This is a genomic window from Anaerolineales bacterium (genome assembly GCA_016928575.1).
Lineage (GTDB): Bacteria > Chloroflexota > Anaerolineae > Anaerolineales > RBG-16-64-43 > JAFGKK01.
The window spans coordinates 46,249-60,606 of the sequence record JAFGKK010000057.1; the positions used below are offsets into that span (position 1 = coordinate 46,249).

Genomic DNA, 14,358 nt, shown 5'->3' on the forward strand with positions numbered 1-14,358 from the left:
CGCCAAACCGGCAACTGCGGGAACCCGGCGGCCGGCCGCTGCCAAAGCCCGAGCGCTGGCCGTCGTGCAGGAGACGAAGGCGCTGCAGGTCGTCGCCCCGCCGAAAGCACTCCCCAAACAAGCCGCCAAGCCGGAAGACTACCAACCCGCGCTGATCGAACCCAAATGGCAGTCGGCGTGGGAACAGGCCGGGCTGTACCGCGCGGCCGTCGATCCTTCGCGTAAGAAATTCTATGCTCTCACCATGCTGCCCTATTCAAGCGGCGACCTGCACATCGGCCACTGGTACGCGATGACCCCCTCCGACGCGCGCGCCCGCTTCATGCGCATGCGCGGCTGGAACGTGATGTTCCCGATCGGATTCGACGCCTTCGGCCTCCCGGCCGAGAACGCGGCGATCAAGCGCGGCATTCACCCGAAGACATGGACCTACTCGAACATCGACCACATGCGCCTTCAGCTCCGCCAAATGGGCGCGATGTGGGATTGGAGGCGCGAGGCCGTCTCCTGCGATCCGGAATACTACCGCTGGACCCAATGGTTTTTCATCCAACTCTTCCAGCACGGGCTGGCCTACAAGAAGCTTTCGCCGGTGGATTGGTGTCCGACCTGCAACACCACGCTCGCGCGCGAGCAGGTGTGGGGCGACGACCGCCACTGCGAGCGCTGCGAAACCCCGGTGATTAAAAAAAACCTCGAGCAGTGGTTCTTCCGCCTGACCAAGTACGCCGAGGAGCTGTTGGATTTCTCGGGCATCGACTGGCCCGAACGGGTGCGCACGCTGCAAACCAACTGGATCGGCCGCAGCGAGGGGGCGCGGGTGGTCTTCCGGACCGAGGCGGGCGCGCCGCTGGAGGTCTTCACCACCCGGCCCGACACGCTGTGGGGCGCCACCTTCATGGTGCTGGCGCCGGAGCATCCGCTGGTGGAAACCCTGACCACCCCGGAGCGCAAGAACGAAGTCGAGGCCTACGTGAAGCAGGCCCTGCGCCAATCCGATATCCAGCGCGAATCGGCGGACAAGGAGAAGACCGGGGTCTTCACCGGCGGGTTTGCGATCAACCCTGTCAACGGCGTGCGCATTCCGGTCTGGACCGCCGACTACGTGCTGATCACCTACGGCACCGGCGCGATCATGGGCGTGCCCGCGCACGACCAGCGCGATTTCGATTTCGCCTTGAAGTACGGCTTGCCGATCCTGCCGGTGATCGGCCGCACCGACGGGCTGACCAAATCCTTCGCACTCGGGAAGACGATGAAGCCCGGCCTGGCCGACGCGCTGCGGGCCGAGCGGATCCCCTTTGAGGAGCGCGACGGATCGCTTTGCATCACCATTCCCCCGGACAAGATCGACCGCTACCTCGGGATTGCCCAAAACCACCTGCAAAGCGGGTGCTGGAACGAGGTCGTCGGAACCCGCTGGCAATTCATCTTCGAGGACGGAATTCGTGATTGGGACGGCCTCGAATCCGAGCGGGAAATTCTGGCGCGCTGCCATGGGTTGGAAGCGAACGTGCGCGACAAACGAACCCTGATGGAGATGGTCTGGACGGTCGAGTTCTACCGCGATGCCCTGTTCCACGACCAGAAAGGCCCGATGATTAACTCGATGGAATTCTCCGGAACGCCCGGAGAGGCCGCCATCCGCAAGGTTTCCGAGTGGCTGGCGTCGCGGAACGCCGGCGGACCGGCGGTTTCCTACCGCCTGCGGGATTGGCTGATTTCCCGCCAGCGGTTCTGGGGCGCGCCGATCCCGATGGTCCGCTGCCCGGTCCATGGGCAAGTGCCCGTGCCAGAGGATCAGTTGCCGGTGCTCCTGCCGGACGATGTCGAGTGGAAGCCGACCGGGGAGAGCCCGCTCAAACTGCACCCGACTTGGTCGCACACGACCTGCCCGGTGTGCGGCGGTCCGGCCGAACGCGAGACCGACACGATGGACACCTTCATGTGTTCCTCGTGGTATCACCTGCGCTACCTCAGCCCGAAGAACGAAAAGGCCGCGTTCGATCCGGAGGAATACGGGTATTGGATGCCGGTCGACTGCTACACCGGCGGGATCGAGCATGCCACCATGCACCTGATCTACACCCGCTTCTTCCACAAAGCCTGCCGCGACATGGGGATCACCCGCGGCAGCGAGCCGATGCTGCAGCTGCGCAACCAGGGGATCATCCTCGGCGAGGATTCGGAAAAAATGTCGAAGAGCCGCGGCAACGTGATCGCGCCCGACATCCTGGTGGAGAAGTACGGAGCCGACACCGTCCGCGCCTACCTGATGTTCTTCGCCCGCTGGGATCAGGGCGCACCGTGGAGCTCGACCGGCATCGAAGGCACCCACCGCTGGATCAACCGCGTCTGGGGGCTGGTTACCCAATCCCCGCAGCGCGCCTCCGCCCCGGCGGAGGCCGATGCCGCGCGGACTCTGACCCGCACCACCCACCAGACCGTCCGGCGGGTCTCCCGCGATTTCGAAACGTTCGAATTCAACACCATCGTCTCGGCGCTGATGGAATTCACCAACACGCTTTATAAATACCGCGAGACGACACTCTTAGGTTCACCGGAATGGGAGCGGGCGATCGACGTCCTGCTGCTGCTCGCGGCGCCGGTGGCCCCGCACTTGACGGAGGAGCTCTGGCACAGGCGCAAAGGTCCGGGTTCGGAATCCATCCACCTGCAGGTTTGGCCGTCGTTCGATCCGGCGCTGGCCGCCGAGGAGCAGGTCACCGTCGTGGTTCAGGTGAACGGCAAGCTTCGCGAACGGCTCCAGCTCCCGGCGGGAACCGGGAAGGACGCGGCCTGCGCCCTGGCGCTGGAGAGCGACTCCGTCCGCAAGTGGCTGGAGGGCAAAACCCCGCGCCAAGTGATCTTCGTGCCGGATAGGCTGATCAACCTGGTTGTATGAGCAGATCGAGGCGGTCTCCCAGACCGCCTCGATCTTTCCGCCGTCGGGCCGGCCGATTTCCTATATAATCCTGAGCATGAAGGCAAATCCCGCCCCGGGGCCGATGGCGGATGTCGACCGCTTACACCGAATCAGCCTGGAATTAATGCGCGAGACCTCGCTCGACGCCGTCCTCGACCGGACGGCGAGCGTCGCGCGGCGGCTGACCAACGCCCGCCACGCCGTCGTCGCACTGTTGGACGACAAGGGGGATTTGGACCGGTTCGTATATTCCTTTTCCCGCCCCCAGGATACGGAGGTTTATTCGGTCCCGGCCGCATGGTGGAAACTCATCGCCGCCCTGTGCCGGGAGGGAACCCCGTTGTTCTCCGCGGACGTGCGGAACGATGCCCGCTTGGCCGGCATGACCGATAACCGGATGGGGATCCGTTCCGCCCTGGGGATTCCCTTGAGGCTGGAGGAAAAGATCGCGGGCGCGGTGATTCTCGCGGATAAGCAGGGGGAAGGGGAATTCACCCCGGAGGATCGGAAAGGGATCGAGATCCTCGCTTCCTTCGCCGGAGTTGCGGTTGAAAATGCGCTATCGCGGGTCAACCTGCAGGAGGACGAGCGCGAACTCACCGAGCGCAACCGGGAGCTGGCGATCTTCAACGACGTCTCCGTCGCCGCCAACACCACCCTGGAACTGGAAGGGATCCTGGCGACCACGCTGGACCGCATGATGCTGCACTTCCGGATGCTCAGCGGGCAGGTCTTTCTGTTGGAGGAGGACGCCCAGGACGTGCGCATGGCGATGCAGCGCGGCGACCTGCGTTTGTTCTACTGGGAGAAGGATGTCTTCGCCTACGGCGAAGGGTTGGTCGGGCGGGCGGCTTCGTCGCGCGAGCTCACGGTGGTGGTGGATCCTCCGGCCGAGCCCGGCTTTGACGAGGATTCTTTCCGCGCCAACGGCCTGCGGATGATGATCGGCGTTCCCCTCAATTCCAAGGGGCGGATCCTAGGCGTGATGATGCTCTCCTCCACGGAGGTGATGCGGTTCACCGATCGGCAGAAGGCGCTCCTCGAAGCGGTCGGATTGAGCGTCGGCACGGCCGTGGAAAACGGCCTGCTTCACCGCAAGGCTCAGCGCCTGGCCGTCATGGAAGAGCGCGAGCGGATCGGGATGGACCTGCACGACGGGATCATCCAGTCGATCTACGCCGTCGGCTTGAGCCTGGAGGAAGGCCTGTTGGAAATCGGCAAGACGTCGCCGGAGGCGCGCTCGAAACTAGAGCGGGCGATCTCCGGGCTGAATGCGGTGATCCGCGACATCCGCGAATACATCGCCGACCTGCGCCCCAAGCGGTTCATCTTCGACAACCTGGCGGTCGGATTGGATATGCTGATCCGCGAATTCTGCGTTAATACGCCGATCTCCGCCGAGGCCGAGCTTTCCGAGGAAGCCGGCCGCTGGCTCGCCCCCGCCGCGGCCGACGCGCTGTTTCACATCGCCCAGGAGGCGCTGGCGAACGTCGCGCGGCACGCGCGCGCCACCCGGTTGAAGGTCTCCCTGGCACAGGTCGGCGATCGGGTCGTGCTTGAAGTGGCGGACAACGGGGTCGGATTCGAACCGGCCCGGCAGGTGTCGGTGGAGACTCACGGATTGGCGAATATGGAGGAACGGGCGCGCGTAGTAAACGGGGCGCTGACCGTCGCCTCGGAGGCCGGGAAAGGGACCACCGTGCGGGTGTCCATCCCGCGGATCCGCCCGCAGACCGGCAACCTCGCCGGCCGGGAGTCGCGCCGGCGGGGCGAGGGATGATCCTGCGGGATTTCCTCGGATTTCGAAAAAACCTTCCGGCGCCTTCTATGATTCCCCGGCGGTGGTTTCGTTGGGGGGATCGCTTTTCCAACCCCCCGTTTTCTCTGCAGATTAACACACACAGGTGATTTACACTACCGCGAAAAGGCGGGATATTTCGATTCGATGGTGGTGCCTCCCATTCGGCACCCGATCTCCAAAAACCGGTTAGTGCCCCGCAGGGTGGATAAATCCGAGATCATGATCAAATTTGTTCAAAGCAGGGGAAGCCGCGGAACGATTCCGGCACCGGAACGTGGACAAACCCCGGACGGCGAAGAATCCCGCGAGGGCTCAGGTCGGCCAAGCCGGCAACGGAGATCCTTCGCGCAACACCGGAAGGAGTCAATCTGCCCTGCAAGAGACGTCGGCGTTCCCCTCCAGCACCGCCAGGACCGCTTCGCGGTCGGCGGGATCCAATCCTTCGGCCGAACGGAACGCCGCAATCAGGTCCGTCCGGCGCAGGAAAACCGATTTGGTGTGGGCCCGTTTATATTCCGGCTTCACGCCCCGGAACACGTTCCGAAAATCCCGGTAATCGATTTTGCGCAGTTTTTCCACATCCCGGATTAATTCCCCTTCCACCAGCCATTCCTGATACCGGTGGCCGAGCTTGCCGAATTCCTCCGCGGGATCGGCGGCGGGGAAGTCGCGGGCTTGTCCGGTTCTCAGATCGAATAGAACGGCCGAGCTTTCACCGCCCTCCGCCAATTCCAACCGTCCGGCGGAAGGGACGGTCTGCCGGGTGAAATAACTACCCGAGGCAATCGCTCCTGGATTTACCAGCAGGACGCTTTCGAACCGGCAAACCATCGGCACATGGGTGTGGCCGTAGACGGCGATATCCGCTCCCGCATCCCTTGCACGGCGGGCGATCCTATGGAATTTTTCCCCCCAGGCGTCGCTCCGGCGGCGGATTTCCTCCGAACGGTCCGGAAAGTGACTGTGCCAAAGCAGGATCCGATGTCCGGTCGCCGCGATTAGTTGTTGTGCCGGGAGCGTACGCCGGGTTTGCTCCGGCTCGTCGTTCCCGCAAACCGCCGCGACCGGCGCGATGCGCCCCAATTCATCCAAAGCGGCCAGGTCGCCGACGTCTCCGGCATGCAGGATGAGATCGACACCGGCCCACACAGCCTCAAGCCGTTGCGGAAAACCGAACAGGCGCTCCAAATAGTGGGTGTCGGAAATCAGACCGAAGGTTCTCGCCGGGTGTGGATTTGCCATGCGCGGTGGGGGAGGGGGTGAATTTTCCGGGGCGATCAGTGGCGGAGAGGGTGGGATTCGAACCCACGATGGCCAAACTGGCCATAACGGTTTTCGAGACCGTCCCATTCAACCACTCTGGCACCTCTCCGGAGCGGATGATTATAACATGCACCCCGGGCATGGGTGTGTACGACGACGGACCTCCCGGGGGACGCCGCTTGCGTGAGCCGCTAGTGGAATTCCGCTTGGTCTCCCAACTCCGGATAGTAAACCGGCGTGGAGAGGTTGTCGGAGTTCAATTTTTCCTGGAAGGGAAGCGCGGATTTCGGTTCGCCGTGGACCAGGAAAAGCGCTTCCGAGTGGTCGACGGCGGCCTTGGCGTATTCATAAAGAAAATTCTGTCCGGCGTGCGCCGAAAAGCCGCCGATGGTCGCCACTTCCGCCCGGCGTTCCACGGTTTCGCCGAAAATCCTCACCGCTTTGGCCTGTTCCGCCAAGCGGCGGCCGAGGGTGTCCGGCGCCTGCCAGGAAACGATCAGGATCATGTTGTTCGGATCGCCAATGTTGTTCACCAAGTGATGCAGGATCCGTCCGCCTTCCGCCATTCCCGAAGCGGAGATGATTACCATCGGGCCGGGCATGTCGTTCAGCGCCTTGGATTCATCCACCGAACGCGTGAACTTAACGTACTCGTATCCCAGCGCCTTTTCCTTGCTGCCCCCCTTCATCAGGGAAACCACTTCTTTGTCGAAATAATCCGGATACTTCGCGTAGAGATCCGAAATCCCGACCGCCAGCGGGCTGTCGACGACGATCGGGATCCGCGGAATTTCGCCCCGCTCGATCATCCGTCCCATGCAATACACCAGCTCCTGGGTCCGGCCGATCGCGAAGGAGGGGATGATGACCTTGCCCTTGCGGCGGATCGTTTTCTGGAGGGTGTCACGCAGTTCGATTTCCGCCACTTGCGGATCGCGGTGGAGCTTGTCGCCGTAGGTGCATTCCATCATCAGGATATCCGCCCGCGGAGGCAGAACCGGATCGCGCAGGATCGGAAGCCCGCGCCGCCCGATGTCGCCGGAGAACACCAGCCGCCGGCGTTTGCCATGCTCCGAAATCTCGAGCAGCATTCCCGCCGAGCCCATGATGTGCCCGGCGTCGAAGAACGATGCTTGCACGCCCGGGACGACCTCGAAGGGCTCGTCGTAGGCGTGCCCGGCCAGCAGCGGCATCACCGCCTCCGCGTCGGGAGTGGTGTAGATCGGCTCCACCGGAGGCTTTCCGCGCTTGGCGTGGCGCTTGTTGACGTAGGCGGCGTCGCTTTCCTGGATGTGCGCCGAATCGAGCAGGACCAACTCCAGCAGGCCGCCCGTCGCTTCGGTCAGGTGGATCGGACCGGAAAATCCATTCTTCACCAGGTTGGGGAGGTTGCCGCTGTGGTCGATATGGGCATGCGAAAGGATCATCGCGTCGACTTTGCGCGGGGTGTAGGGAAGGTTGCGGTTGCGCTCGAAACTCTCGGACCGCCGGCCCTGATACAAACCGCATTCGAGCAGGATTCTCCGGCCGTTGGCCTCGATCAGGTACTGCGATCCGGTAACGGTGTGCGCCGCGCCGTGGAAATGGATCCGCATGCCATGCTCCTTATGGGGAATGATTCAATGCGGCGAGGATTTCCCCGCCGTATGCCTCAAATCGGTAGGATCCCAGGCCCGGGATCTGCCGCAGAGCGGCGGGAGTCGCCGGGGCTTCCCGGGCGATCCGGAACAGCGCATCCCGGCAGAGAATGACGTCGGATTCCACGCCCCGCGCTTCGGCCTTGCGCTTGCGCCACTTGCGCAGCGCCTCCAACCGGATTTGCGCCCGCTCGTCCATTCCGCCGTTGCGCTCGGGATGGGGCGGTTTAATTTCCTTGCCGTGTTTGACGGCTTTGAGAATTCCCTTTCCCCAGCGTTCGATGGTCCGGCCGTTCAATCCGGCTCGCGCCAGGTCCGCCTGAGAATCCGGAGCAAGCTGAGCCAGACGGACCATCGCCTCGCCGGAGAGAACGTGGAACGACGGGCGGTCGATCCGCTGGGCTTCCTGCTCCCGCCATTCGAACAGCGCCAGCAGGATCGATCGTTTGCCCGGCGGCAGGTCGTACGCTCCGCGCAGCCTCCAAAACGGATTGCCCTCCGGCGCGGATTGCTCGAGATCCGGAATGCCCTCCAGGCGGCGGCACTCGTCCAACAGTTCTTCGGTGAATCCCGCGGAGTCGACCTGCGCGGCGAGCCGATCGCGCAGGGCGGGCAGATGGCGGGTATCCTGGCGGGCGTATTCGAGTTGGCGCGCGGTCAACGGCCGGCGGCCCCAATTGGCGCGCTGCATCGCTTTATCGAGGGTGATCCCGAATTCCCGCTCGAGCAGCGCGTTCAAGCCGCACGCCCGGATTCCCAGGGAGCGGGCGGCGGCATAGGTGTCGAACAGGCCGCGGATCCGAAATCCGAAATCCCGCCGCAGGCAGAGTAGGTCGTATTCCGCGGCGTGAAATATCTTTTCCACTCCCTCATCCTCGAAGAAGCTCCGGAGCGGGGAGAGGTCCGCAACCGCCAACGGGTCGATCAAGATGTCCCGTTCGGAGGTGGATATTTGGATCAGGCAAACCCGCTCGCGGTAGGCGTGCAGGCTGTTGGATTCGGTATCGACGCCGGCGCGCGGGATTCCGCGCATTTCCGCTGCCAGGGATTGCAGGGTTGCGAAATCTTGGACAAAGACCGGGGAAGCCTTATCGGCCATGGCGGTTATTATACGCCGGGCCGGGTGGGGGGATATGAATCCAGAAGGGAGAGGGCAGAGGTCTCCGGATAATGGTCAACCCTATCCAGCAATTGCCGATCGTATTATGGGACAAGTTCACGATACACGCTCATATTCCCTTTAAGGAACTCCGCATCGGAAAAGCTCGCGCGGGCGGCTTCCGCCAGCATCCGTCGGTTTTTGGTGTGGCAAATATCTCCGTTCCACGCGGAGAGAATTTTCTGGGATAGAATCTGCGAAGTTTCGGTTCGTCCGTCGAAGGGAATGCCGGTCGGCATCCCTAGCAATCGATCCAATTCCAATACGGTCGGTCCCCAGCCCACAATCGGAGTGCCGCAGCAGACCGCTTCCGACAATACTCCGGGGAACGATTCGAGTCGGCTGGGAAGGACGACCAAACGAACCCTCCGCATCCTCTGCGAGATTTCCTCCTGGGATAATTGCCCTTCGTAGAGGATCGGAAATTTCTCCTCCCGGATGGCCTTCTCCACGAGCGGCAAGTCTTTCCCTGAGCCGCACACGTGCAAAGGAACGGCGTGCAATTTCTTTTCCAAACGGTAGGCGTCTATCAGCAAATCGATCCCTTTCCGCAGATATATGGTTCCCACAAACAGAATCCCCGACCGTTCTTCATCGGAAGGAACGTCTCCGCTTAAAAAAACCGAGTGGACGGGGTTTAATACTCTCCGCGCTTGATTTTCCGGATAGCCGCTTTCCTTTACCGCCGTTTCCATCATCGCCATGGAAGGAAAAATCACCCGCCGGTAGGTTTTCAGCTCTTGGGCTGTCTCATAATGATGATGGGTAAAAACCAGCGGAATTTGGATCCCCAAAGCGCGCGACATGACAGGAAACGGATCATTCGCTAAATGGTTATGGATCACGTCGGGTTGGAAGAATTGAACGGCTCGGCGCAATCCGACCAACGACATCATGCTGTAGAGTATCGACTGCAGCCCTCCGGAGAGCGAATTCGACCTTAGAAAAGCAAGGGGCAGCCAAAAGATATCGGAAAAGACGGGCGTTTGAAGCGGAGGAGCGACCTGAATCTGCTTGCTGGGTAAAATCTCCCAGGAGTACCGGCGTCCGATTTTTTCCATCATCGGCAGCACCAGGACTTTGTTTCCTGCATCCACGAGGAGACGTGTAAGTTTCAATCCGATCCGAGCCATCCCCACTGCAGAAGGGGCCAGCGTCTCGGATTTGAGAAAGGGGTGTATTTGCAGTATTTTCATTGGGCGAGAGTCCGGGGTGCGGATACCAATTCGTTGTATATCCGCACGTTCTCCTTTCCAAAATTTTGGAATGAAGAATCGCTTTGCCTCAAGGCTCTTTCCCCGTGGGAAGAATATGATTGCATGTTGGGAATATCAATAATTCTTATCTTTGCTTCCGGATACCCGGAAGGCAATCTGAGGTCTTCTTTCGGGGCTCTACGTAGGACGATGATCCGATCGTACATTTTCCAATCGAAATTTGTCCTGGGAGGTTGGAAAGTCAGTACGATGGGGATCTTGGGATTCAACAGACGCAACAATTCAGGAAGCCCCGGCTTGCTGTAATGGCAGTGAAGGATCTGCGGTCGGAATTCTCGTAAGGCGTTTTGAAAACCGGTTAAAAACCAAAGATCTATCCCTGCCGATCTTTTTCCGGCGCCAATCCATTTTCCCCCGGACACAGCTTTCCAATTTTGCACCAGCCGATTTCTGTCTGGGATCGCCATCGGCGCATACACAAGGAGGGAAACCCCCGGAGCGACGCCAAAACGGACCGGCTCCCCCCACAACCACTCCGGCCAAGGGTAAAGGGCAACCTCATGACCGCTTTTCTGGAGATAACCGCTCAGCTCAAGCGCCATGCGGGATGTCTCTCCAATCCTCGGTACAACCTTTTCGCTTCGTAGAAAGGGATGGATCTGAAGAATTCGCATTGGATGAGCCTCTAGAAAAAACCATTCTGTTTTCGTGCAACGAAGACCACTTGAAGCATGACGAACGGTTTTGGTTTGTGGCGATCCGGGACGCCGGGAGGATTGCGTAACGGCATATCCTTGCCCCCATCGTGACAAGGCATCCGAGAGAATACGGAAAAGAAAAATTCTCTCTCCCCTGGGCTTTGTCCCGAGGTCTTTTTCGAGATCGGCCGAGAGATAATTTAAAAAGAAACAGAAATCGGATTGTCAATGGAAAAATGGTTGTAGAGATCATCCCATTCAACTACTCGGGGATATACCCGGGATAATTCTATCATATATAACTTACCGGTACGCGGCCGACTCGCAGATGGACGGTAACCTTTTTCGGAAAACATTTTCACGGGGCGATCTGCGGTTCCGAACGCCCGCCGGAAGAGATTTCCAGATGTTGCTTCCGGATCTCGCGAAGAGCCGTACGGACGGCCAATCCGCAAACGGCGAAGCCAAAAAGGGTATAGGGCATCTGCCAAATGATATTGTTCATAAATGTGTGAACGTAAGAATGCGCCTTAAAAATGACCAGCCAAGAAAGCGGCGCAAGAAAGGAAAGATATAAAGTTGCGATCAGCGCCTGACCGCGCAACCGCAGGAAGGAGTTGGATTTTTCTCTTAAAAGGAAATGCAAAATGATCGATGCAGCACAGAAGAGGAAAATGAGGTAGAGATAGCGGATTTTGAAAATATAATTCGCGATGAAAGGGTCGGTAGACGGTATCCATTGCTTGAGATCCAGGTAGACTCCGCTAAGGTATATCCAAACAACCTCCGCCGGGTTGGCAGTAAGGCTCGCCTGGTAATCCGCGGGGAAAAGACTCGGATCGGCGTACGATCGCCGCAGCAGCGAGAAGAAGATGTGATTGACGCCGTCGGAAAAATTTCCCGTTACATTTCCGATCTGGATGCAAAGGGCGGTCATGCTGGAGAGGATCGCCAGGATTGAGGACACGGCGGCGGTCAGCATACCGGCGGTAATTTCTTTCCACCCCAATTGCTCCAAAACGGCGAAATACACAAAGGGTGCTGTCATCATGGTCAGAGTCGTGGTGATGTATTCAAAGCCGTTGAAGCAACATTTAAGGAATACCGCAAAGAAAACGATGGCTCCGAATCGAATTAAATTGAGCCTCGATGCCCCTCTGACTTTATTAAGATAAAGGAGAAGGATCACCATGGGCAGATAAAAAGCCCATGTGGACCACCATAGGTTTCTTCCAAACACCGTCATCCATTGAGAAACTATAACCGAGATCAGGGAAAAAATAGCTGCGGTCCAACCGAACTCCCGGCGGAACCATTCCAAGATGACCGCGAGGACGGTCGCCAACAGCAGGGAAGTCAACCCATAAAAGATGGATAGTTTATCGGAATTGGAGAAGGGCAGGATTCCATCGAGAATTCCGAAGAGAATACCTTGCATACCATTTTGCGACAAATACGGTGTAAAGGACCTAATGGGAAGCGAATCCCGGTAGGCTTGATATTGGAATTGGTAATTGGCGTTTTCTATATCTGGCGGGGTCTCGTCCGGCCCGCTGAGTCCAGGTAGCCCGCCGGCGGAGAACAATCCGTCACGCTCTGTCTTAAGGATCCTGCCCACAATGAAGCTTTCCATCACGATCTGGTGATCTTCGAAAAAACCGCTTTCGACGACACCCCAGAAGTTAAGGTAGAAACCAAGGAACAGGCAAACGATGGATGCGAATAAAAAAGCGAAGGCGCCGAGGCGTTCGGTATCCACACGATGTGGAAATTTGGTAATCCCGGACGAAAATCGTTGCATCGGATTCTCTACTCAGGCCGAGGGTTTTCCCAGCCGGGCGCGCTCCTGGTCGACGATTTCCGGCAGGAGTTTGCGGAACAGGGGTTTCGGCTCGGCAAGCGGTTGTCCGGCCGCAAGCCGGCTCGGCTCCCAACGGCCTGTGGCTCCCGCCGGATCGTAGGTCAGCACCGGCCGCGTGCCGAGCGAATCCGAATGCTCCTCGACCTTCTGCGTTCCGAACAACCGGCCGGAATGTCCGAAGCCGGTATGAAGTTCCTCGGAGGAAAACGGGATCACCGGAGCCAGCAGGGTTTTAAGTGAATCGATGACCCGCAACGCGGTGAAGATCGTCTTTGCGGCCGCGGCGCGTTCGGTTTTGATCTGGAACCAGGGCGCCTGCTGGTCGAGGTAGCGGTTGGCCTCGCCGGCCAGCGCCATCGCCTCGGCCAGGGCCGCGCGCAGTTGGACCGATTCATACAACCCGCCGACCGCGCCGAAGGTCCGCTCGGCCTTGGCCAGCAATTCGTTGTCTTCGGCGCGCAGCTCGCCCGGAGAGGGGATGCATCCCTCCCAGTTGCGGTAGGAAAAAGTCAGCACGCGGTTGGCAAGGTTGCCCCAGGTGGCCACAAGTTCGTCGTTGTTGCGGCGCAGGAAATCCGCCCAATCCCAATCGGTGTCGCGCGTTTCCGGCATGTTGACCGTCAGGTAATAGCGCACCGGGTCCGGACCGTAGCGTTCAACCGCGTCCAGACCCCAGACGGCCCAGTTGCGCGAGCCGCTGATTTTCCTGCCCTCCAGGTTCATGAATTCGTTGGCGGGGACGTCGGTGGGAAGGTTCAGAACCCCCTCCCGCTCTTCGGCGTAGAGCCGCCGGGTGCCGATCAACTGCGCCGGCCAGATCACCGCGTGGAACGGGATGTTGTCTTTGCCGATGAAGTAGTAGGTCAGCGCATCCGGCTTGTACCACCAGTCCTTCCAGGCTTCCGGCTCGCCACGGCTGTGCGCCCATTCCACCGAGGCGGAAAAATATCCGATCACCGCTTCGAACCAGACGTACAGGCGTTTGCCTTCCCAGCCCTCCTCGGGAAGCGGAATGCCCCAATCCAGGTCGCGCGTGATCGGCCGCCCGTGCAGGCCTTCCTCGATCATGTTGCGCGCGAAGCGCAGGACGTTCGGTCGCCAATGGTCCTTCCCGCTGGCGAGGTATTTGCGGATTTCGGAGGACAGCCCTTCCAGATCCAGGAAGAAATGCTCGGTTTCGCGCACCACCGGAGTGGAGCCGTCGGTCCGGCTGCGCGGGTTGATCAGCTGGGTGGCGTCAAGCAGGTTTCCGCACTGGTCGCACTGGTCGCCGCGCGCGTTCGGGTAATGGCAGAGGTAGCATTCGCCTTCCACGTAGCGGTCCGGGAGAAACCGCTTTGCCTTCTCGGAATACATCACCGACTGCTTTTTCCGGAAGAGGTATTCGTTGGCTTTCAGCGCGCGGAAAAAATCCTGCGCCACGCGGAAATGGTTCTCCGTGTGGGTGCTGGTGAACAGATCGTAGGTCAGGCCGGTTTTTTGAAAAAGGTCGATGAACCGCCGGTGGTAGCGTTGGTACACCTTTTCCGGCGTCGATTTCTCCGAGTCGGCGCGGACGGTGATCGGCGTTCCGTGCGAGTCGGTTCCGGAAACCATCAGCACCCGGTTGCCCTTCAAGCGGTGGTAGCGGGCGAAGACGTCGGCCGGCAGGTAGGATCCGGTGATGTTTCCGACATGGATGTCGGCGTTGGCGTACGGCCAGGCGACGGCGACGAGCACGTTTTTCATCGGGATTCTCCGCGGGCGGATGCGTTTTGGGATTTGCGGAGTATATCATCCGGAGGCGCAAAGAAGAA

9 protein-coding genes and 1 tRNA gene are annotated in these 14,358 nt (G+C 60.0%); 2 read left to right on the plus strand and 8 right to left on the minus strand.

Going from position 1 to position 14,358, the window contains the following annotated elements:
- The first annotated feature begins 1,255 nt into the window (after positions 1 to 1,255).
- Together JW929_06970 and JW929_06975 are read left to right on the plus strand one after the other, a co-directional pair.
- Positions 1,256 to 2,905 carry a class I tRNA ligase family protein gene (locus JW929_06970; GenBank protein ID MBN1439133.1) on the plus strand — a complete coding sequence of 550 codons (1,650 nt, stop codon included), beginning with the start codon at positions 1,256 to 1,258 and terminating at the stop codon, positions 2,903 to 2,905.
- The gene (locus tag JW929_06975; GenBank protein ID MBN1439134.1) at positions 2,898 to 4,706 is read left to right on the plus strand and encodes a GAF domain-containing sensor histidine kinase; all 1,809 of its coding nucleotides are present in this window, start codon (positions 2,898 to 2,900) and stop codon (positions 4,704 to 4,706) included. The genes JW929_06970 and JW929_06975 overlap by 8 nt, the downstream gene beginning before the upstream one ends.
- 384 nt (positions 4,707 to 5,090) lie before the next feature.
- Here the strand turns inward: JW929_06975 and JW929_06980 are convergent, their stop codons facing one another.
- The 8 genes from JW929_06980 to JW929_07015 all read right to left on the minus strand — a co-directional run bounded on the left by JW929_06980 (position 5,091) and on the right by JW929_07015 (position 14,290).
- On the minus strand, positions 5,091 to 5,969 hold the full coding sequence (locus JW929_06980; protein MBN1439135.1) for a metallophosphoesterase family protein: 879 nt from the start codon (positions 5,967 to 5,969) through the stop codon (positions 5,091 to 5,093).
- A gap of 39 nt (positions 5,970 to 6,008) precedes the next feature.
- Positions 6,009 to 6,099, minus strand: a tRNA-Ser gene (locus JW929_06985).
- Positions 6,100 to 6,181: 82 nt separating this feature from the next.
- Entirely contained in the window at positions 6,182 to 7,585 is a 1,404-nt protein-coding gene (locus tag JW929_06990) for an MBL fold metallo-hydrolase (protein MBN1439136.1), read from the minus strand.
- A 10-nt stretch (positions 7,586 to 7,595) separates the two neighbouring features.
- The gene (locus JW929_06995) at positions 7,596 to 8,726 is read right to left on the minus strand and encodes a ribonuclease D (protein ID MBN1439137.1); all 1,131 of its coding nucleotides are present in this window, start codon (positions 8,724 to 8,726) and stop codon (positions 7,596 to 7,598) included.
- A 104-nt stretch (positions 8,727 to 8,830) separates the two neighbouring features.
- Positions 8,831 to 9,904: a glycosyltransferase family 4 protein gene (locus tag JW929_07000; protein ID MBN1439138.1), complete on the minus strand. Its 1,074-nt coding sequence runs from the start codon at positions 9,902 to 9,904 to the stop codon at positions 8,831 to 8,833.
- Between the two features lie 74 nt (positions 9,905 to 9,978).
- Positions 9,979 to 10,605, minus strand: a complete 627-nt coding sequence (locus JW929_07005; protein MBN1439139.1) for a glycosyltransferase — start codon at positions 10,603 to 10,605, stop codon at positions 9,979 to 9,981.
- A 454-nt stretch (positions 10,606 to 11,059) separates the two neighbouring features.
- The gene (locus JW929_07010; GenBank protein MBN1439140.1) at positions 11,060 to 12,502 is read right to left on the minus strand and encodes a hypothetical protein; all 1,443 of its coding nucleotides are present in this window, start codon (positions 12,500 to 12,502) and stop codon (positions 11,060 to 11,062) included.
- A gap of 12 nt (positions 12,503 to 12,514) precedes the next feature.
- On the minus strand, positions 12,515 to 14,290 hold the full coding sequence (locus tag JW929_07015; GenBank protein MBN1439141.1) for a methionine--tRNA ligase: 1,776 nt from the start codon (positions 14,288 to 14,290) through the stop codon (positions 12,515 to 12,517).
- Positions 14,291 to 14,358: the final 68 nt, after the last annotated feature.

Bases quoted from the DNA above. Each gene is read 5' to 3' on its own strand.
- JW929_06980 (MBN1439135.1), bottom strand. From the start codon at position 5,969: ATGGCAAATCCACACCCGGCGAGAACCTTCGGTCTGATTTCCGACACC.
- JW929_07005 (MBN1439139.1), bottom strand. From the start codon at position 10,605: ATGGCGCTTGAGCTGAGCGGTTATCTCCAGAAAAGCGGTCATGAGGTT.
- JW929_06990 (MBN1439136.1), bottom strand. From the start codon at position 7,585: ATGCGGATCCATTTCCACGGCGCGGCGCACACCGTTACCGGATCGCAG.
- JW929_06995 (MBN1439137.1), bottom strand. From the start codon at position 8,726: ATGGCCGATAAGGCTTCCCCGGTCTTTGTCCAAGATTTCGCAACCCTG.
- JW929_07015 (MBN1439141.1), bottom strand. From the start codon at position 14,290: ATGAAAAACGTGCTCGTCGCCGTCGCCTGGCCGTACGCCAACGCCGAC.
- JW929_06970 (MBN1439133.1), top strand. From the start codon at position 1,256: ATGAAGCCCGGCCTGGCCGACGCGCTGCGGGCCGAGCGGATCCCCTTT.
- JW929_07010 (MBN1439140.1), bottom strand. From the start codon at position 12,502: ATGCAACGATTTTCGTCCGGGATTACCAAATTTCCACATCGTGTGGAT.